This is a genomic window from Pseudanabaena sp. PCC 7367 (assembly GCF_000317065.1).
Lineage (GTDB): Bacteria > Cyanobacteriota > Cyanobacteriia > Pseudanabaenales > Pseudanabaenaceae > Thalassoporum > Thalassoporum mexicanum.
This window is the reverse complement of sequence record NC_019701.1, coordinates 4,162,246-4,183,651: the sequence shown is the minus strand read 5'-3', so window position 1 is coordinate 4,183,651 and position 21,406 is coordinate 4,162,246. Positions and strand designations below refer to the sequence as shown.

The following is a 21,406-nucleotide window of genomic DNA, read 5'->3' as shown; positions in this document are numbered from 1 at the left end:
ACAATTCTGATCCAGATTGGTAGGACATTACTTAAACATATATCTGGATCAGATCTTGGTATATTTCGAGCCTGATTATTGATTGATATCGATTATGGATTGTTTAGCTTCAAGCTCAATCCAAGTCTTTACTCTCAAAATCAGGACGGGCTTGCGCCATGAAATAATGCTGCGATCCCATATCCGGTTCACCCTTGGCTGGCTTGCGCTGTACATAGGAGCCATCCGGCTGACAATCCCAGGCCTGGCGTTTGTCAGAAAGCGTGGCATCAAGTATATGCTTTAGCTCTTCGATGATCGCGGGGTCTTCGAGAGGCGTAATCACCTCCACCCGTGAATTCAGGTTGCGGGGCATCCAGTCGGCGCTGCCAATATAAACTTCTTCCTTGCCACCATTGCTAAAGTAGAAAATACGGGAATGTTCCAGGAATCGACCAATAATACTCACCACCCGAATATTCTCACTGAGATTTTTGACCCCTGGTCGCAGACAACAAATCCCCCGAATAATCAAATCGATCTGAATCCCGGCCGCAGAAGCTTCATAGAGTAGCTTGATGATCCGTGGATCAACCAGGGAATTCATCTTCACGATCATCCGAGACTGATATCCACCGGTTTGGTGCTCTATTTCGCGCCTGATGATTTGCTCAAATCGATCGCGCATGGTCACTGGTGCTACCAGCAATTTACGATATTCAGTTTGATGCGAATAGCCAGTGAGATGATTAAACAATTCACTCAGGTCTTCGCCCAATTCTTTGCGGCAACTAAGTAGCCCCAGATCGCTATAGAACCTGGCCGTTTTTGGGTTGTAGTTGCCCGTACCAATATGCACATAGCGGACAATATGATCGCCTTCGCGCCTTACCACCAGCGCGGTTTTGGTATGGGTTTTCAGGTTGCGCACCCCATAGACCACATGCACACCAGAGTTCTCTAGCTTCTTGGCCCACAAAATATTATTAGCTTCATCAAAGCGGGCTTTTAGTTCTACCAATACCGCCACCTGCTTCCCGTTTTCGGCGGCACGTACCAGGGCGTGGACGATCGGCGAATCTCCTGAGGTGCGGTAGAGGGTTTGCTTGATCGCCAATACCTGCTCATCGGCGGCGGCTTCTTCAATGAATCGTTGTACTGAGGTAGTAAACGATTGATAGGGGTGATGAACCAGGAAGTCGCCAGCTTTGATCACACTAAAAATATCCGGTTGGTAGCCATCCCCATCTTCAGTCTTGAGTCGAGGATGGGTTACCGATCGCCAGGGCTGATCCTTATATTCTGGTAATGGCAGGGAAGCGATCGACATTAGATCACGCAGGCAGAGCAAACCATCAATGTCATATACATCATCTTCTTGGATGCACATTTGTTCGATCAATTTGCTGCGAATGTAATTGGGGGTATCAGCGGCGATCTCCATCCGCACTACCGAGCCAAACCGTTGTTTACGCAACTCCGCTTGCAAGGCTGAGATCAAATCATCGGCTTCATCTTCCTCAATGTCTAATTCCGCATCGCGGGTAATCCGAAACGCATAATATTCTTTGATTTCCATGCCCCGGAACAAACTACCCAGATTATGGGCGATCACCTGCTCTAGTGGCACAAAAATATATTGGCCATCGCTCCCTGGCACTGTTACAAAGCGGTTGATCGAACTGGGGACTTTAACCCTGGCATAGTGCTTTTCCTTGGTTTGGCGATCGGCCACCACCACGGCCAGATTCAGGCTCAAGTTAGAAATATAGGGAAACGGATGGCCGGGATCGACCGCCAATGGCGTAAGCACCGGGAAAATATTTTCTTTGTAATATTCCGTGAGACTATTTTTTTGCTTTTGGTTTAAATCTTTGTAGTCAAGGATATGAATATTGGCAGCTTTTAGCTCTTGCCTGAGGTGCTTTTCAAAAAACTGATGCTCTTTTTTGACCAGGGGCAACAGGGCTTTACGGATCGCGCTCAATTGCTCTGGTTGCGTGAGACCATCATCGGTATAAATATCTAAACCAAGATTAATTTTACGTTTGCTCCTGGCAACCCGCACCATAAAAAACTCATCCAGGTTGGAGTTAAAAATTGAGAAGAACTTAACCCGCTCCAGTAATGGGGTGCGATCGTCGATCCCTTCATCTAGTACCCTTTCATTGAAGGCAATCCAGCTAATTTCCCGATTAAAAAACGTAAAGGCTTGCTCTTGTCGATTGGCTTTCTCGATTTTGGCGGCCTCGATCGCGGCAGCATGATCGCTTGATTCTGATGATTCTGACTTTTTCTGAGCAGACTTGCTGGTGCTGGCTTTGCCGTTAGGCTTAGATTCAGAAGCGATCGTTTCTTTCTCTACGATCGCATTTTCAGCACTTTCCTGAACTGCCGCGTCGGTAGCTGCCTTTTGATCGATCGTTCTTCTTGCTCTTGCCATATGCACCTTCAATTTCAATCACGCTTCTATGGTACGTGTCTATATAGCAATGTAGCAGTATCAATCAACTCATTGCTCAGACTATATAAAGTTTATCGTTTTAGTGTTTTTGCCTGGACATAGTTCAATCACGCTTCTATGGCCTAACATCACTATGTGTGAATGACTAATGCAGTTTTTAAGCCAAAAACCAGGCTCCCATCTTTAGCGATCAGGAGCCTTGCAGAAATAAATGGTGCTCAGTTGCTTTAATTTAGGCAACCGACTTGAGTTGTAATGCCTATACAAATGGAATATGGAATTAGATTAGCGATAATCGGAATTTTGAATTTCCCGCAGCCTGGATTCCCGCCGCTTGAACCGATCGAGTTGGCTTTCAAAAAACTTGCGATTCGCCATTAGATGTTCTGGATCGGGATCATCGAGCGGATGGCTGGTGGCCTTACACAGCGCCTGAAGCACCGCCGAGGTCACACAATACATCGATCGCTGGAAGGTAATGCCTAGCTGCACCAGCATATCTTCATGATTGCGGCAATGCTCGTCGTAATAGTCCAACAAATATTGCGGCAAAAAGTGATACATATCCTGCATTAGCAGTGTAGGCGGAATCCCAGCGGAACCAACTGGAAACACATCCGCGTAGAGAATGCCATAGTGAAAGTCATTCTGATCGGCCGGAACTTCTTTGGCCTGGGCATTATAGGATTTTGTGCCCCTGAATGGCGCGGTGCGATAGAACACTGCTTCCACATAGGGCAAGGCTGCTTCAAATAACCAGGTAAAGCCCTTGGATTCGGGGACTATCTCATACTTTTCGCCCCGAATATAGACATTGTGGTAGATTGGCCGCCCCGCCACCGCAAAAATACCGTTATATAAAAAGTCCATTGCCTCTACTACGGTGGTCATTTTGCCCTCATCGTAGAGGTCAGACATTTCAAAAAACACCGGCGCCATCACTTCCCAGAACAAACCGAGATTGCTGTAATAGGAAAGCTCACGCACCTGCTCAATGAACATATCGGGGAACAGTTTATACAAGCCCAACATGAGCGGGTTGCCCTTAAAATAAGCCTTGATCGCCCGATCGGCATTGGCCTTATATTCATCGGTGTCCAGGTAGGGATCGAAACCACCACCCATATCCCGATGCCAGAACATCGCTCGCATACAGGCTTCGGCAAATTCCATATTCACGCGATCGTGCCAGAGGTGATGGAATAGCTTTGGCAGCTTACGATTTAGTTCACCTTTCTGCATAAATTCCAGTAATTCTGGATGCACTGTTGCCTCACCGCGCCACACCCTCAACTCGGAATCATCACCGGCATAGTGGTTGTGCAGATCTAAATACTCCTGGGGTAAAAAGTATTTAAAAAATGGCAATGGGTTTAGAAATACGCGCTCGGCAATGTAAAGCAGATCGCGCCAATAGAAGTCCATTGGCACCGCATAGGCTTTATAGATACCGATTATTTGCATCAGGTTTTCCGGTGTATCCGGCAACATGGCACCGCCAGCTTCAAGGCGATGAATAATATCAGCAAATTCATGGGTGGAGGGGGGCAGAACTGGCTTTTCTGGGGCTTGGACCATTTTTGATTAACTCCGGTTTATTTGTCAGTTAAGTTAAGAAATTAAATTAAGGAATTACCCATAAGAATATTTTTAATTCTGGCGATCGCTACTTGAGCCTAGCTAGTTATTTAGCTTGAGTAAGGTTGAAGCGACCTTAAATTTAAGATCAAGATTCGATCGCTCCTTCTATGCAATTACTCGATCACTCACTCAAGCAATTTAAGCAATCATCTACTTAAGCATTGGTACTATCGCCGGAGCCAAGCTAAGGCTATTGTCCAGGTCGATCGGCTGATTCTCCAAAGCTACATCCACTTGATTTGCCTGAGAATGAGGCATTGCCGCCACCAGTGATTTAGTTGTTGGTTCACTCCAACGCACCAACCAAGTAGGAAATACACCCAGGAACACAATTATTGCCGCCAGAATCAAAGCAGGGGCTTGTTCAAAGGCAGTGACTTTCGGGTAATAAGCCGTATCATTGTCCAGCTTGCCAAAGCAAGTACGGTTCAACAGAATCACAAAGTAAACCGCAGTCAAACCAGTACCGATAATACTGATAATCGTGGGAACTGGGAATTTGGCGAAACTGCCCTGGAAGACCAGAAACTCAGCCACAAACCCCACCAGGCCAGGAATACCAGCACTAGCCATACCACCCAGAATCAGCAGTGCGCTGGTCAATGGTAGACCCCGTACTGGGTTAAGCAAGCCATTTAAAACATCCAGCTCGCGGGTACCAACCTTAGCTTCCACAATCCCCACCAGATAGAACAGAATTGCCAGAATAATACCGTGGCTGACCATTTGGGCTACGCCACCAACCAGACTTAGTTCCGTGCCGGCAGCACAGGCGAGCAGGATATAGCTCATGTGACCGATCGAGCTATAGGCCACCATACGCTTGATGTCTTTCTGGGCGATCGCTGCCAATGCCCCATAGAGCACACCGATCGCTGCCCACAACGCGAACCAGGGAGCCAATACTTCCCAGGCCTGGGGGAATAACTGGAAACAGAAACGAAATAGGCCATAGGCGCCAAGCTTGGCCAAAATACCACCCAGCAAGATTGTGGTTGAGGGCGAAGATTCCACATAGGTATCCGGTAGCCAGGTATGGAAAGGTACCAGCGGAGTTTTGATCCCAAAACCAACAATTAAGGTAAGCAGCAGCGGGATTTGCACCGCCAATGGCAAACTGCTGGGATTGATGTCAGCAAAATCAAAGCTGATAGCTGGACTGGTGGTAAGCCAACCAAGCGCAAGGAAACCAATTAGAATCAAAATGCCAGAGACAGCGGTATAAATTAAAAACTTAGTCGCTGCATATTCACGCTTTTCACTGCCCCAGATTGCGATCATCAGGTAGAGCGGAATTAACTCGATCTCATAGAACAAAACAAACAGCAACAGGTTTTGAGCCAGAAAGGCACCAGCCACACCAGCATTAACCAGAAAGACCAATGCATAGAACAAGCGCGATCGCCCCTGGCTGCGATTGCTACTAAAAATCACAATCCAGGTTAGCAAGGCATTGAGCACCAACAGCGGCAATGACAAGCCATCCACGCCCAGACTATAGCTAATCCCAATCGGTTCGATCCAGTTGTGATACTCGCTAAGCTGCATCCCTGAATTACCGAGGTCAAACTGATTCAGCAGGAAAAAGGTAAGTAGTAATAGGGAAGAAGCAAACACTAGAGCCGTAGTTTTTAAGCTTGAATTACTCTCAGCCAGGCTCATCGGCGCTTTGACTGGGTTTGCTTCACCTTCAGGGGCAGCAACCGCTACCTCATAGTCATCACTGCGCCACAAGCCGACAATTAATGCACCCACCACGGGCAACCAAATTAAAGCACTAAGCATAATCTTGTTGAATTTACTAAATCAATATCTATATGGGGTTTGACTTGCTTTACTTTCTTCAGCGAGGCTGGCCAGCGATCGGGATTTGAGATTTGAGCTTGATCCCCATGTTGATCCCCAGCCAAGGCCGCTAAATTAAACACAGCTAGAGCATGGTTGTAAACCGAAACAACAGCAACAGCATTACACCGATACCAATCACGATCGTGAGCAGATAGGCTTGCAACTGGCCAAAGTTTACATATTTCAGGCTTTCGCCACTGAAAATCGTCACCAGGCCAAAGAAACTACCAACGTTATCAATCAAATAGCGATCGAACCAGTTGGTAACCTTGGAAATTACATCCACACTCAACACAATGCTGCCGCGATAGAGCTTGGCAGTATAGAGATCGTAAGAGAAGAACTCCTGGAGTGCCTTGGATGGCAGCACCACTGGTTTCGCCACTTTTTCATTGAGATAAATATAGGCAGATATGCCAATCCCCATAATGCTGGAAGCACCGAGCATCACTGCCACCAACTGACTAGTCGCCGACCAGGTTGGCAAAATTTGCCAGGTTGCCAGCATAATCGGCACATGCAAACAAACAGCCGCAAAAATTACATTTGGCAAAGTGATTGCCCACAGTCCTTCTGGCGATCGCACCGTCATTTGCTGAGGCTGACCACCAAAAATCAAACCAAATACGCGCACCAAACTGAACGCAGCCAGACCATTAATTAATAGAATGATTGCCGCTAACCACGGTTGGGTGTACCAAACATTCTCAACCAGGCTGAGCAAAGCCCAGAAGCAACCAAACGGGGGCATAGCAACTAGCGCTAAAGCACCAATCACAAAGGCCAGACCTGTAATCGGCCGACGTGACCACAATCCCCCCATCTGGGTTAAATCCTGGGTAATATTGGTGAGCACAATATTGCCAACACTGGTAATCAAAGTGGCCATTGCCACAGAATAGGTAAGCAGCAGCATCAAAGCCGCATTCGTCTCACCCAACCCCACCGCAATAAAGGCTAAGCCCATATAGGCACTGACTAAATAAGAAAGAGCGCGCTTAATATCAATTTGGGCGATCGCAATCAAAGTTGAACCCAGCGCCGTAACTGAGCCGATCGTAATCATGGTGACTTCCACTGTCGGCGAAAGTGCTAACACCGGTTGCAATTTAATCAACACCCATGCACCAACACCAACCACCAGTGAATTACGCAACACCGTACTGGGCATTGGCCCTTCCATCGCCTCATCCAGCCAAAGGTGCAGTGGGAACTGAGCGCATTTACCCAACGGCCCGGCAAGTAATGCTAAACCAACCAGGGTGATTGTCACCGGATTAACATCTGCCGTTGTTGCCCATTCCGCCAATTCGCTAAAATTCCAGGTGCCAGCCAGCGGCAATAAGGCCACAACTCCCATGAGTAAGAACAAGTCACCCACCCGCTTAGTTAGGAACGCATCACGAGCGCCCGTAACCACCAGGGCTTGATTGAACCAGAACCCCACTAGCATGTAGGTGCCCAGGGTGAGAATTTCAAGAATGATATAGCTAAAGAATAATGAATTGCACAACACCAGGGAACACATGCCAGCCTCGAACAAGGCCAGAAACGCAAAGAAGCGTGCCCAACCCCAGTCCATTTCCAGATAGCCGACCGCATAGATTTGGGCGAACAGATTCACACCCGTGATCAAAACCGTAGCGCCAATAGTTAGAGCAGAGACCAAAACTGGAAAACTAAAGGTTAGACCAGCTACATCCAGCCAGGTGTAGGCAATTTCATAGGCAGGTTGTTGCCAAACAATTGGTAGGGCGATCGCCCCATGCAGGAAAGCAACTAAGGTAGCGATTATATTTACATATCCCGCTGGACGTGGGCCAGTGTCGCGGGTAATTGAGGGAGCCCAAAAGATCGACATTAGCGATCCCATCAATGGGTAACATGGCACCAACCAAATGGTGTCAAGTAAAAAATTATTCATAGCAGATTATCTATGGCAGCTTATTATACTGAAGAGGTGAATCGATGATATTATTAAGATGCCATTAAATTGCCCAAATGAAAAGGGTTCAAGCATGGATATCCCTTATAGTTTCCCTAAGATTTCTAAATGTTAAGTTGCGCTTGACCAAGACAACTAAGCAAGACAACTAAGTATGAATAACTAGGCTAGAGCAAGGCGATCGCCAGTGCTAACCAGACTTTAGTAACCCTGTCTTTTCTGCTTCCTGTCCTGAGTAATCTAACTAGACTTGATGCTAGAACCTCAAGCTTTCAATTCACAGCAAAAAAATGACCAGCAGCGATCGACATACCCGCATCACTATGATCGATTTCGTCAATACCAAATTAACTGGCTTATTGTTATTACTTTGCTATTACCAGGGTGATCGCAAAATATAAACTTACTTCGCTTGTACTGTGCCTAATGCAATGCTCGAAGCGCTAGTATCAAAATTCAGGTAAAACTAGGTAATGATATAAAGACATAAAAGTAATTATTTTTGGCTCAAAATACTTGACCTAGTCTTCCTCCTAATTCCTAGTGCTATTTTAAGTGAGATGTTGTGTAAGTAGAGACATGAATGCTTCGCTCTATCAGGTATTCATACAAAAGAAGTCTTTTGAAGATGCACTGGATTATCGTTCTATGTGCAGGGTCATCCGTTGGTTGAAATCAGCCGCGATCAATCTTCAACTAGGTACAGCATATTTATCCTTGCCTCGACCGATCGCAAATCGAAACGAATCAGTCAGACTATGGTTTGATTGGGTCGCAAACAACAAGATCGCCACTATTCCCAAACAGGCAGCGATCGAAAAGGCATTATTAATCGCCACATTCCTAACCAGGCCACCAATAACTGGGCCAGCCGCCGCGATCCCCAGATCAAAGCCAATCCAGGCAGCCCCAAACACCGAGCCCCGCTCCTTGATTGTACTGCGATCGGCAAGGAGGGCAATGATCGTTGGCAATACAATCCCAGAGCCAGCACCTTGCATGATTGCTGCCAAAATCACCAAAATACTGTGGCTAGAAATGAATAGGCATAACATCGAGAGGGCATAGCAGATCAAACCAACAGTGATAAACAGGCCGCGTCCATAGCGATCGACTGTATTCGCAACTTGCAACCTAGACATAAAACTGGCCAGCGCCACAACTGTGTAAAACAAGCCCGCACTCATTGCCAAGCCGCGATCTTCGATCAATAAGGGCAGGAATGATGCCAGCGTACCAAACATAGCGCCACACATGAATAGCGTGATGGTGGGAATCCGCACCCGATCGCTACTCAGGAGTTGCCAAAAGGAAATTTGCGGTAATAATTGCCGATCGAGACGATCAATGCGATCAATATTGCCAGGGCGATCGCTAAGCTCATTTTGTGCTGCTTGCTCCGCAAGATTAATGCGATCGAGCATTTTTGCTTTTAAAAACGATTCCGCTTCCTGTAGGTCGATCGTGATCGCCAGACCAGTTGCCGCCAGGATCGCCGCCGCAATAAAAATACCTCGATAACCATACTCCGCACCAATCCAAATACTCAAGAGTGGCCCCAAAGATAGCCCCAAGGGATTGACCAGGGTCATATAGCCAATGATTTCACCGCGATGTTGAGGCGGAGCCAGGTCGGAGATTAGGGCACTAACGCCAGTGGTGAAGGCGGCAATGCAAACCCCATGAATCGCGCGCAGCCCAAACATAATCGGCAATGGCGGCAGCATGGCATAGAAAACTGGCACGATCGCCGCAACCAAAAGCCCTAATTGGACTACTCTGCGCCTACCGTTTTGGTCAGCAAACTTGCCCATCCAGGAGCGAAATGTCAACAGGCCGATCGCAAATGCTCCCATTACCGTACCCACTTGTTCAGGGGTACCACCGATGCTACGCACATAGAGCGGAATAGTTGGCAATTGCGAAGCCATACTGGTCCAGAACAAAACCCCAGCCAGAAATATCACCACCAGGTTTTTGCGAATCTCCGGTGAGACTTGTTGAAAGGTTTTACGAATGCTCATATAGTTGCTTTGCCGATTGAATATTAAATTAGAGCTGCTCTAGGATTTGATCACTGATTTTGATCTAATCACTAGACAACTCAACCTTTAGCTATTTTTGACCGAACTAAGTCAAGAAATCGAGCATCTCTAGGTTGATCACAGCTTCACTTACATCTGCAACCCATATATTCTGACTTTTGACCTAAGTCTCTAGTTAAGGGCAGCCAAATTTACCTCACCAAGCTCTAACCAAGGAAATATTTATAAGCATCAAAGATAAAAAAACAGATACCCTGCCTTGATCAATCATAGAACAAAGCAAGGTATCAGCTATTTGATGGTTAGCCTAGCCAACTCCAACTGAAAAGCTCAGGCTTAGAGTTCCACTAGGCGAAAGGAAAAGTTACTTAAAGTTACTTAATTAATAGCTAACTACTTCCTAGTTGGAGAACTGTTAACATACTCGCCAGATTTTTCATGTCTGCCAGAGCTACGTCTACTCGAACGCTTGTCATAGCTGCGCTTACCGCCATTATCGTTATAGCTATTACGTCCGTAACGCTTCACTGGCTTGCCGCTGTTGCCAGAACGCTTCACAGGTCTTTCCACCTTTGCTTCCTTGGAAAGCACTTCGATCGCGCCCTTTTCAGATTTTTCAGACTGAACCCGGCTGTAGGCTAGTTGCAAAGCAGCAGCAGCGACAGCCTGATTGTCATATTCTTCCGACAATTGAGAAACCAAAGGCAAGAAAGAGGCTAACCGTTCACCACTCAAGGCAGCATGGATTTGTTCGGTGAAGCGAGCCAGGCGATTTGCTTGCAATTCAGCCATCGTTGGCAGTTGCTTAACCTCGATCGATTGACCGGTGCGCTTTTCAAGCTGTCTGACTTTATAGCGCTCACGGCTAGTCAAAATGGCGATCGCCTTACCAGTGCGGCCAGCACGACCAGTGCGGCCAATCCGGTGCACATACTTTTCAAGATCGTCGGGAATATCAAGGTTGATCACGTGGGTGAGGCTATCAATGTCCAAACCTCTAGCCGCAATATCAGTGGCCACCACCAGTTTTACTTGCTGGTTACGGAATCGACGCAACAGACTTTCGCGCTGCACCTGAGTCAGGTTGCCATGATACTCATCCACACTGTAATCATATTCTTGCAGCATACTAGTCAAGCGGCGGGCGCTGTCCTTGGTACGCACAAAAATAATTGAGGCATGGGGGGCTTCGAGATCCAGAATCGGCAATAGTGCTTCTTCTTTGCTCAAGTGTCTGGGCACTACATAGGCCTGTTGCTCAATCCGATCGGGGGTTCTTTGCTCAGCTTCCACCTTGATCATCACTGGATCAATTAAGTAGCTCTTGGCCAAGCGCTTCACCTGGGATGGCATCGTCGCCGAGAAGAAAGCAGTTTGGCGATCGGCGGGAGTAGCAGCCAAAATCTTTTCAACATCTTGAATGAAGCCCATGTTCAACATTTCATCGGCTTCGTCCAACACAAAGAATCTAATGTTCTCCAACCGCAGATGACCGCGATCCATTAAATCAATCACCCGACCAGGCGTACCAACCACCACTTGACCACCGCGCTCTAGCTGAGAAATCTGGCGATCGATCGATTGACCACCATAAACCGTAACAATTTTGGCGCTGGGCTTTTGGTTAAAGCTGCGCATTGCCTGAGTCACCTGAAGAGCTAACTCCCTAGTAGGAGCCAAAACTAACGCTTGCAGCGTCTTCGACTGAATATCAATGCTTTCCAAGAGCGGCAAAGAAAAGGCTGCCGTCTTGCCTGTACCTGTTTGAGCTTGACCTAGCACATCGTTCCCATTAAGTAGGGGTGGGATCGCCTGCGCTTGAATTTGGGTGGGCTCTGTAAAACCGAGTTCTTCTAAAACGTGATTGCGTGATTCTGAAATGCCTAGATTTACGAAAGAGGGCATGTATGCTCCTGAAAATAGATTAACGTGAGTGGTAAGTAAGTACTTCTGTAACCCCCGCCTTGATTAGCATTTGCCGTTAATTCGCAAATCTAAAACCATAGCAGGCGATGGCAGGGAAGTATCATCTTCCATTGCCTCGCTGCCTTGCTGAACGAAATTCTGATAAATTTTGGAACTAGATCTAAGCCTAGATCTGCTCCATAGATGCAAGTACGTAGAGGCAATCTTTATCTTAACAGTATAAACGAGTGTTAAAGTTTGTAAACATGAATAATAAGTATTTATGCCTTAGGGAAGACAATTCTATTCAGGCTAGTCAGTTGTTTAGAGCCTGGGCTTACCTACAGCAGGCTTGTGTGTACAGAATAATAATCCTAAATGATAGGCAGGATCAAAAATTATAGGCAAGATCAAAGATAGATATTAATTTTAATTCCTTGCTCCGGTTGACTATTAGCCAAATTTTGGGTCACAGTTGCTAACAATCAGAATAAAACTAGATAAAAAGCAACTTTTGAACCCACAGATTAACTTGTAATATTTTTGAGCTAAATACGATCGACAAGTCCTCTTAATCTAAACGTTTAATCTAACGTCCAAGAATTGATTGCGCCGCAAGTGATAGCTTAAATAAGTGGCAACTTGAATAAGTTAGTAGATTAGTACCTGTTGCAGTGGCCTCCGCAATGATTGGGGCATTTTGGAACCACGACCAAATCGAACTAAACTACTAGATCAGGGCGGCGATCGCCACAAACCCAAGCCCATTCAAGTGGTCAGATTCAGCTCGATCTCCAGCAAGAAACAGTGAATTTTAACTTGATCGGGCTAACTGTAATTGTTATTTCATATTTCCACAGATAGATTAGTTTATACTTTTGTAAAGAAAGATCTAGATATAATCGATCTGTTTAACTAACTTGAGGAGTATTTGTAAATGAGGCGATTTGTTTTCTGGCAGTGGGCCACGCTGATCATGCATATGGCAGCAATGTTATTTGGACTGGCAGGCTTATTGCTGGTGTTGCCTAATGCTGAATTTATTAGCAATCTCCCTGAGTTTGGGATGAACCTCTTTGCTTGGGGCATGGTTGGCGGTGGCGCTGTATTTATGATCCTGGGTGCGATCGCGGCGTTTATGTATGGCATAGGGACGATCGGCATCAAAAAAACACTGGCGTTTTTTATCCCAGCGGTCACTATTTCCCTGGGTAGCGAACTCCTTGGCACCAGCACTGGCTTTCCCTTTGGGGATTATGCCTACTTGAGCGGTTTGGGCACAAAGGTTGCCGATTTGGTACCATTTACGATCCCCTTGTCCTGGTTCTATATGGGATTTGTTTGCCTATTGTTGGCAAATGTGTCTTTGCGGCAGGGAACCCATTGGTTGCAGCGGGTAGAGGCAATCTTGCTAGGGGCAATGATGCTCACAGCTTGGGATTTCGTGCTTGATCCAGCGATGAGTCAAGCTTCGTTTGCATTCTGGGAGTGGCATCAACCCGGCGCATTTTTCGGGATGCCGTTTCAGAACTTTGCTGGCTGGATGCTCACTGGCACTGTGTTTATGACGATCGCTTCGCTATTGTGGGGCAAACAGGAGCAGCCGACACTCACCAAGCAACAACTAGTTTATCCAGCGTTACTCTATGCCGGTAATTTTGTGTTTGCATTGATCATCTCCGCCTCGGCTGACATCTATCCACCAATTTTCTTAGGCTTGCTTTTGGGTCTATTTCCCGTATTCGGGTTATGGTTGATGGCACCGGATGGAAAAACTGAAAGCACAGAATCACATCGGCTCAGCTTTTGGCAAGCATTTGCAAAGTCTGACAAATTGAATTCACCTACGAATGGAAAAGTGGCAAGTCAAGAAGATGAGCGATCGCTTGTTGAATCTGGTCAAGCTAGATAGTTAGTTCTTGCTTGATCAATTTAACTTTTAAAATAATATTGGCTGATTTCTTCGCGCAAGAGACTCCACCAATCGGAATTAATACCCATATTATTTTGCGGTTTGAATAATTCTCAAAACAGCAATACCTATATATCTAAGCTAAGTTCGTAACTTGCCATAGGATATATAGGTTCATTGTTTTTGATCCTTTTACTGCAATTTGGCTGAATACTAGTTATATTTAATCGCTCTAGCGATCTCACGTTTGTCTTCACGCTTCTTGATTGCTTCGCGTTTGTCGTAAAGTTTTTTACTGCGAGCCAAGGCGATCGCCACCTTAATCCAACCATTCTTTAGATATACCTTGAGGGGCACTAATGTCAGCCCCTTTTGTTCGATCTTGCCAATTAACTTTCTAATCTGTTCTTTATGCATCAGCAATCGCCTGGTGCGCCTGGGATCATGATTAAAAAACTCACTGGTGGTCTTGTGAGGAGAAATGTGGAGGTTTAGTAGCAACACCTCACCATTGCGAATAATCGCATAGGCATCGCTCAGGTTTGCCTGCCCGGCCTTGATTGATTTAACCTCAGTCCCCTTCAGTTCAATTCCTGCCTCAAAGGTTTCTAGGATTTCGTAATTGAACCTTGCTTTCCGATTGTCTACATATGTGCGGTTATAATTTCCCATTCAACTGCTTCAATCAAGTTAAATAATTACTAGCCAGAGATCGCTTCGAGTAGATTCCAGCTTTCGTTTTGTTTAAATGCATTACCCACCACCTCCGCCATTTGACTGCAATGGTTATCCAGCTTTAATGGTAGCTCTTCATTTTTGGTAACGCAGGTAAGTTTGATTTTATCCTCTGGCATTTCCGTTTGATTAACCAGAACTTCCACTGTTACTAATTTAGTAAATGAGATTTTGCCGCCCACCTCGCGCGCCATAAAATAATCATCACTAACATAAATTACAGCAAGATTACAGGCCTCTAGGCTATTAACGATCGCTGGTTTTAGTTTTTCCTGGCCGATCGCAATCACATAATGTTGGGTATACCTAGCCATATTTAAACCTAAATGTTCAACTAGCGCCTAGTGGCTGATGTTTCGCTATGGTGCGTAATATTGACTTACTTATTTAGTTGATTTGGTGCAACGAAATAGCTCAATAAAGTTTAGCTAATTCAATGCCTAACCATCCAATCGTCAATATGTTTCTGTCAATCGAATTAATGAAATTTACTTAAATAATCTAACGAATAATTTAATTGCCTTAGCTTTTGATTGACTTATTGCCCCAGCGATCATTATCAATGATTTTCACTGATTAACTGATTAATAGTGGTTAATAAGTCGTAGATCGTAGCTAGAGTTTGCTTGCTTATTCGATCGAGGCTGATTGAGTGTTCAATCTAACATAAGACGGGGCTGATTAACAATTTTCGTCTAATTGAAGGAATCAAATAATACCTATGAGCAGCAACATTGGCATTGCCTATCTGAGGGATGATTTGAAGCATAATCAATCTTGCCGACTGCTATCAATCATTGGTTTATCTTGGACAAAAATGCGAAAGCAATTGATATTTGCTGATCCCAGTTAATGACGTGCTAGTATCAGCAATGTTCCAAGACTTAATAATTACCGAACAAGTAATATTACAGATAAACAAAAAACTTGCTCATCAATTCAGGATGAAGCGCCCCGATCGATCTAAGCAAGCTATATCTTGTCTATTCAATTTTGCATTAATCAAAACTACATACAGCCAGGAAGATCCGTTATCTCTGCTGTGACTAGACATAGATAACTAATAGTCAATAGTTATGACAACGTAACGTATAAATATTTGGTTTCAACGATAGTCAGCGACATTCAAACATTGTTGGATATCTATGTACTGAACTACCTTAACTAAACCTTCTTAACTAAACCTTCTTAACTAAACCTTAAAGATCTAGCGAGTGCGGCGATCGTTGTTTCTAACTGGGATGGGAATCAATTGAGGCTCAGGTTCCCTTCCACCAACTAGAGTATCGATCAAACGACCAATCATGTCTCCGAGCTCTCGTAAGATTTTACCTATAGACTTCACTATTAGTAACCTCTAATCTATTTTTGCAATTATACACCAATCATAACAAATCTTTTCCTTAAACGGGCTAATGCTGAGTAAGCACTCAGCTTTCTGACCCAATTTCTGCCTTTGGAAGGACTAAACCGGGCTTCGATCGCATCCACATTTCCCTCTGGATCGGCTAAGCCAATATAAACCAAACCAACTGGCTTTTGGGCACTGCCACCATCGGGCCCAGCAATCCCGGTAATGCTTATGCCCCAATTACTTTGGAGTTTTTGTTTTACGCCGATCGCCATTTGCTCCGCTACCTGAGTGCTCACTGCACCATAGCGATCGAGATCGTCACGATTAACATTTAACAAGTCCGCTTTTACGGCATTGCTATAACTAATGATCCCCCCTAGGAAGTAGGCAGAACTACCAGGCACTTCGGTAAGCATTTGCCCTAACCACCCACCAGTACAGGATTCAGCCACCGCCAGGGTCTGATTATGTTGGATTAATAGCTTGCCTACCACGCTGGCCAAAGTATCGTGATCGTTGCCATAGCAATATTCTCCGGTCAGGCTCAGGATTTCCGCTTGAACCGGCTCAATTAATTTTTCAGCAGCGGCTTGATTTTCAGCTCTGGCCGTAATCCGCAAGCGTGCCTGGCCAAAGTTGGCATAGGGAGCCAGGGTGGGGTTTTGGCTGGCAAACAAATGCTGGACTTGCTCTGCTAGCTGGGATTCACTGATGCCCCAATAAAGCAGCACCCGCGAGAAAAAGGTTTCCGTTGATAAGCGTTGCGATCGCAATAGATCTACTGCTGTCTGTTGCCACATGATCTGCATTTCCGCAGGCACGCCCGGAAAAGTAAGAATCAGCAAACCTGGCGTAGGTTGCCAGATCATGCCAGGGGCAGAGCCGATCGGATTGGGTAGAATTTCTGCGCCCTGAGGCAAAAGGGCTTGCTTGCGATTGTTGGCAGTCACCTGGCGACCGATCGAAGCATATTTACGTTGAATATCTGCCCAGACTTCTGGTTGCTCCACCAGCGGCACATCAAAGAATTCCGCGATCGCTTCCGTGGTCAAGTCATCGGGGGTCGGCCCCAAACCACCCGTAAAAATAATTAAATTCGCTCTGCCAGCGGCGATCGCCAGGGTCTTTTGGAGGCGCTCTTTATTGTCACCAACCACATTTTGATAATGGTGCGTGATGCCCAGGGTGGCAAGTTGTTGCGCCAAATACTGCGAATTGCTGTTCAGGATCTCTCCCAACAGCAACTCAGTACCAACACAAATAATTTCTGCTATTGCCGCATTCATCTTCGCCGCGATGGCCCTCTTGATGGACGACGATTATTACCATCACGATTATTGGCACGATTATTGGCACGATTGTTAGATCGGCTAGGTGGTTTACTACCTTCTGGATCGAACACTTCAAAATGGGCATTTTGGCCAGCACTTTTGGCAGCGGTTTGGATCACAGTGCGGATCGCCTGAATTGTCCGCCCCCCTTTGCCATAAACTCGGCCTTTATCATTGGGATCGAAGGCAATCCTGACCCAAACGCGATCGCCCTTGTTGTTTACTTCACAGTGAATGCTCAAAGCATCTTGCTTATCTAACAAGGGGTCAACCAAAAACTTAACCAATTGGGGGTAATCAGGCACTGACCAAGTCAAATATTTTTGCCTTATTCAAAATTGCCCGCACTGTCTCAGTGGGTTGCGCACCTTGCTTGAGTCTTCTGACGATCGCTTCTACTTCAAGGCGAGTTTCATCAGTGATTGGGTTATAGATGCCCAATTCCTCTAGGGGACGGCCATCGCGGCGGGAGGTGCTATTGACAGCAACAATTCTGTAGGTGGCGGCACGCTTTCTGCCAAAGCGTTTTAATCTCAGTTTGACCATGAAGCTTTAGTTAAAATCCTGTCCTATTTAATTACCCCAACTATAACCCAATTAGTAACTTGGTATCGGGGATTAGTCTGCAAGAAATATATCATAGCAGAATGCTGCCAAATCCAATAGCGATCGCTAATAACATTTTCGATCGATCGTGATCCTAACTATAACTCGCCAAAGCCCTTGCGCTTTTTCTTCTTCTTGCCATATTTGGGTTTCTTGCCACCCGGCGGTAGATTCCCGCTCATCCCAGGCATCCCCGGCATTCCTGGCATTCCCATCGGCATATTGCCCTGCCCCATTTGCTGCATCAGGCCACGCATCCGCTGAAAATCAGACACCAGCTTAGTTACATCCTGGGTTTTATACCCTGCACCTTTCGCCACTCTTTGTTTGCGACCGGGGCTACGGGCAAGCAGATCGGGATCTTTACGCTCCTGTTTGGTCATGGAGCTAATCATTGATTCCACTCGCTTAAGCTGGGTTTCTGCTTGATTTAATTGATCGTCGCTGATCTTCATGCCTGGAATTAGCTTCATGATCCCACCAAACGAACCCATGTTTTTCATCATTCGGGTTTGCTTGAGGAAGTCATCAAAGTCAAATCTAGCTTCCAGGATCTTTTCTTGCAGCTTTTCGGCATCGGCAATATCGATCTCTTCCTGGGCTTTTTCCACCAGGGTGAGCACATCCCCCATCCCCAGAATCCGTGAAGCCATCCGCTCTGGATAAAAGGGTTGCAGTGCCTCTACTTTTTCGCCCACACCCACAAACTTAATCGGCTGGCCAGAAATTTCCCGCACCGACAGGGCTGCCCCACCTCTAGTATCACCATCCAGCTTGGTTAAGATCGCCCCAGTAATACCGATTTGGTCATGGAAAGTCTGGGTCAGGTTGGCGGCTTCTTGGCCAGTCATGGCATCCACCACCAGCAAGACTTCATCCGGATCGATCGCCCCTTTAATCTGCGACAGCTCCGCCATCATGTCCTGGTCAATTTGTAATCGCCCCGCCGTATCGACGATCACGGTGTCGATCCCTTCGGCCTGGGCCTGAGCCACACCCTGTTTGGCAATTTCGACCGGGTTGGCATCTGTGCCCAACTGAAACACTGGCACATTAATTTGCTTGCCCAGGGTAATCAACTGATCGATCGCCGCCGGACGATATACATCCGTTGCCACTAGCAGAGCACTGCGCTCTTGTTTGCGCAATTGCAAGGCCAACTTAGCCGAAGCGGTGGTTTTACCAGTCCCCTGCAAGCCCGCCATTAAGATAATTGTGGGTGAATTCTCGCTCTGCGCCAGCGGTTGATTGTCTGTGCCCATCAACTCGACTAGCTCGTTATAGACCACCTGAATAAATTGCTGATCGGGACGCACCCCAGCAATCACATCAGTGCCGAGCGCTTTCTCGCCAATGCGATCGACCACTTCTTTGACCACTTGCAGGTTCACATCTGCTTCCAACAATGCCCGCCGCACGTCGCGGATCGCATCTTGCACATTGGTATCGCTAATCTTGTCGTGACCGCGTAGCTTCTTCCACGCTGAATCAAATTTTTCCGATAGCTCGTCGAACATCTTTATTCTTAGTAGATTGATCTAGATCATGATTGTAGCTGGTTTGGGACTGTCGATTACGATCGGCAGCGATAACAATCACATTGCCACTGAATCTAAGTTGATGCAAACTCCTGTCAAAGCTTAATTCTGGGATGAAAGTATCATGGTCTCGATCGCTATTCAAGACGATCACCTATTCAAAAAGTCTATGGGTAGTTATGCAGCAGTATGGATAATCAGCGATCGATTTATGATTTGCAGCTAGCTTGTCTGGGTTCTGGATATTTAACTATCTCCTCCATCCCTGCTTGTGCAGCGCGATCGAATCTATGTCATATGACAACCCGACTAGTGGCACAACCACCACAACTAGAAATAATTAAACCTGCCATGATTAAGCTTGTAGAACTTGGTAAAAGTTAAGTTGAAAATTAAACATCAACGTAAATCAATCTGGCTGATTCCACCCATGCCATCTCCGCCAACTCATAGCGATCAACGTGACCTACGCGATCCTTATCAGATCCCACGATTATACGTCTCCTATGGGGCTCAACTGCATACCTCAATCAAAGTAACCTCATAATCATAATTGGTGCCTGTGTAAAAGTCCAAATCACCAACCAGTCTCAATCCTACCGTCAGTTAGCATTACATATCCAGAACTACAAGATTATAGTTCTGCAGAGTTTTAAAGGATTTACAAGGAGTTTAAAAATAATTATGTCTACATCTCTCGATCACGTGCAAACGGCCTTTGAAATTGACCCACCCGACATCAAGCCCTGGCTTATTTCCGGGTTGCGATCGGTTTTGCCCCTGTGGCTACGCTGGCAATGTGGTATTACCGAGATCGAAGATCGCTACATCGATCGGCTAATTGACCTGATCCAAAAGATGAACAAGGGTAAGGTGAGATGTTTGATTGCTTTCCGGCATCCTACGATCGATGATCAATTTGCCCTGTTCCATTTGTTTGCCTATTCCCTGCCCAAGGCCGCAAAAAAACAAGGCACTAAATTTGCCAAGTCTCCCCATTGCTACTATGTCTACGATCGTGGCATTCCTCTCTGGGCGGGTAAGCATGTGGCCTGGCTCTATCCGCGCACTGGCGGCATTCCGATTAGCCGAGGTAAGCTCGATCGAGATGCGCTACGCATGATCCGCCACTATATTGTCAATGGTGAATATCCAGTGGTGATTTCGCCGGAAGGTGGCACCAATAATCACAATGAACTGGTCAATCCCCTTGAACCTGGTGTAGCTCAAATGGGATTCTGGGCGGCAGAAGATTTGGAAAAAGCGGGGCGGGATGAAACCGTGGTGATTTTGCCAGTGGGGGTGCAATATGAATATCTGGGCGCACCCTGGGAGCAGGTCGATCAATTTTTGATGCAGCTAGAAAGTGATTGTGGGATTAGTAAACCAGCTTTACGATCGCCGACGATGGAAGAACGCTACGAGCGGCTCTATGGCCTGGGTGAATATTTGCTTGATGAAATGGGTCAGCACTACCAAAAATATTATGCGGCCTATGCACCGGAACCTAAAGAGATAGTTACCAAATCGGCTCAAGCTACTTCAGAGGTAGTTACAGCTACCAAACCAGAAATTGCCGATCGCTTACCACTGCTGCTGGATCATATGTTGCGGGTGGCAGAAGCTCATTTTAAAATCAAGCCCAAGGGCACTTTTATCGATCGCTGTCGGCGACTTGAAGCGGCTGGATTCGAGCAAATTTTTCGCACCGATATTGATGATCTGAATTCAATCTCGCCCCTGGAAAAAGGCTTGGCTGACCATTTGGCCAAGGAAGCCAACAGTAGCCAATGGCACATGCGGATCGCCGAAACTCTGACCGCGATTTCGGGGAATTACATCAAAGAAAGCCCCACACCCACCCGCTTTGCCGATGTGTTGCAGCAGGTGTGGCGAGCGGTGGCCAGGGTCAAAAGCCAGACCTTTGGCAGACCACCTTATTTGGGCGATCGCAAATGTACTATTTCGATCGGTGAGCCCATTTCGATCAGCGATCGCTATGCAGAGTATAAGAGCGATCGGCAGAATGCCCGCCGGGTAGTCAATGACGTGACTTGCGATCTGCAACATGCATTGGAAGGACTAATTTTTCCCTCAAAGTAA

14 protein-coding genes are annotated in these 21,406 nt (G+C 46.3%); 2 read left to right on the top strand and 12 right to left on the bottom strand.

Translation table 11 applies throughout. From position 1 onward, the window contains the following. Positions 1 to 115 precede the first annotated feature (115 nt). From ppk1 to PSE7367_RS16795, 6 genes are all read right to left on the bottom strand, one after another. Positions 116 to 2,422, bottom strand: coding sequence for a polyphosphate kinase 1 (ppk1, locus tag PSE7367_RS16820; RefSeq protein WP_015166546.1), 2,307 nt, complete (start codon positions 2,420 to 2,422; stop codon positions 116 to 118). A gap of 306 nt (positions 2,423 to 2,728) precedes the next feature. After that, the gene (locus PSE7367_RS16815; RefSeq protein ID WP_015166545.1) at positions 2,729 to 4,021 is read right to left on the bottom strand and encodes a CO2 hydration protein; all 1,293 of its coding nucleotides are present in this window, start codon (positions 4,019 to 4,021) and stop codon (positions 2,729 to 2,731) included. A 213-nt stretch (positions 4,022 to 4,234) separates the two neighbouring features. Continuing rightward, positions 4,235 to 5,869, bottom strand: coding sequence for an NADH-quinone oxidoreductase subunit M (locus PSE7367_RS16810; protein ID WP_015166544.1), 1,635 nt, complete (start codon positions 5,867 to 5,869; stop codon positions 4,235 to 4,237). A gap of 145 nt (positions 5,870 to 6,014) precedes the next feature. Beyond that, the gene (locus PSE7367_RS16805) at positions 6,015 to 7,856 is read right to left on the bottom strand and encodes an NAD(P)H-quinone oxidoreductase subunit F (protein WP_015166543.1); all 1,842 of its coding nucleotides are present in this window, start codon (positions 7,854 to 7,856) and stop codon (positions 6,015 to 6,017) included. Between the two features lie 713 nt (positions 7,857 to 8,569). Then, entirely contained in the window at positions 8,570 to 9,901 is a 1,332-nt protein-coding gene (locus PSE7367_RS16800) for an MFS transporter (protein WP_015166542.1), read from the bottom strand. A 414-nt stretch (positions 9,902 to 10,315) separates the two neighbouring features. Beyond that, positions 10,316 to 11,827, bottom strand: a complete 1,512-nt coding sequence (locus PSE7367_RS16795; protein ID WP_015166541.1) for a DEAD/DEAH box helicase — start codon at positions 11,825 to 11,827, stop codon at positions 10,316 to 10,318. Between the two features lie 937 nt (positions 11,828 to 12,764). Here PSE7367_RS16795 and cruF point away from each other — a divergent pair. Further along, positions 12,765 to 13,739 carry a gamma-carotene 1'-hydroxylase CruF gene (gene cruF / locus PSE7367_RS16790; protein ID WP_015166540.1) on the top strand — a complete coding sequence of 325 codons (975 nt, stop codon included), beginning with the start codon at positions 12,765 to 12,767 and terminating at the stop codon, positions 13,737 to 13,739. 213 nt (positions 13,740 to 13,952) lie between these two features. Here the strand turns inward: cruF and smpB are convergent, their stop codons facing one another. From smpB to ffh, 6 genes are all read right to left on the bottom strand, one after another. After that, positions 13,953 to 14,411, bottom strand: a complete 459-nt coding sequence (smpB, locus tag PSE7367_RS16785) for an SsrA-binding protein SmpB (protein WP_015166539.1) — start codon at positions 14,409 to 14,411, stop codon at positions 13,953 to 13,955. Positions 14,412 to 14,440: 29 nt separating this feature from the next. Continuing rightward, a complete protein-coding gene (locus PSE7367_RS16780) occupies positions 14,441 to 14,788 on the bottom strand; it encodes a hypothetical protein (RefSeq protein WP_015166538.1) in 348 nt (115 codons plus the stop codon). 1,060 nt (positions 14,789 to 15,848) lie between these two features. Then, positions 15,849 to 17,114, bottom strand: coding sequence for a competence/damage-inducible protein A (locus PSE7367_RS16775; protein ID WP_015166537.1), 1,266 nt, complete (start codon positions 17,112 to 17,114; stop codon positions 15,849 to 15,851). Then, positions 17,111 to 17,464: a KH domain-containing protein gene (locus PSE7367_RS16770; protein ID WP_015166536.1), complete on the bottom strand. Its 354-nt coding sequence runs from the start codon at positions 17,462 to 17,464 to the stop codon at positions 17,111 to 17,113. The genes PSE7367_RS16775 and PSE7367_RS16770 overlap by 4 nt, the downstream gene beginning before the upstream one ends. Next, entirely contained in the window at positions 17,457 to 17,705 is a 249-nt protein-coding gene (rpsP, locus tag PSE7367_RS16765; protein ID WP_015166535.1) for a 30S ribosomal protein S16, read from the bottom strand. Before rpsP ends, PSE7367_RS16770 begins: the two co-directional genes overlap by 8 nt. A 158-nt stretch (positions 17,706 to 17,863) precedes the next feature. Beyond that, positions 17,864 to 19,282: a signal recognition particle protein gene (ffh, locus tag PSE7367_RS16760; protein ID WP_015166534.1), complete on the bottom strand. Its 1,419-nt coding sequence runs from the start codon at positions 19,280 to 19,282 to the stop codon at positions 17,864 to 17,866. 705 nt (positions 19,283 to 19,987) lie between these two features. Here ffh and PSE7367_RS16755 point away from each other — a divergent pair. Then, positions 19,988 to 21,406, top strand: coding sequence for a 1-acyl-sn-glycerol-3-phosphate acyltransferase (locus PSE7367_RS16755; RefSeq protein WP_015166533.1), 1,419 nt, complete (start codon positions 19,988 to 19,990; stop codon positions 21,404 to 21,406).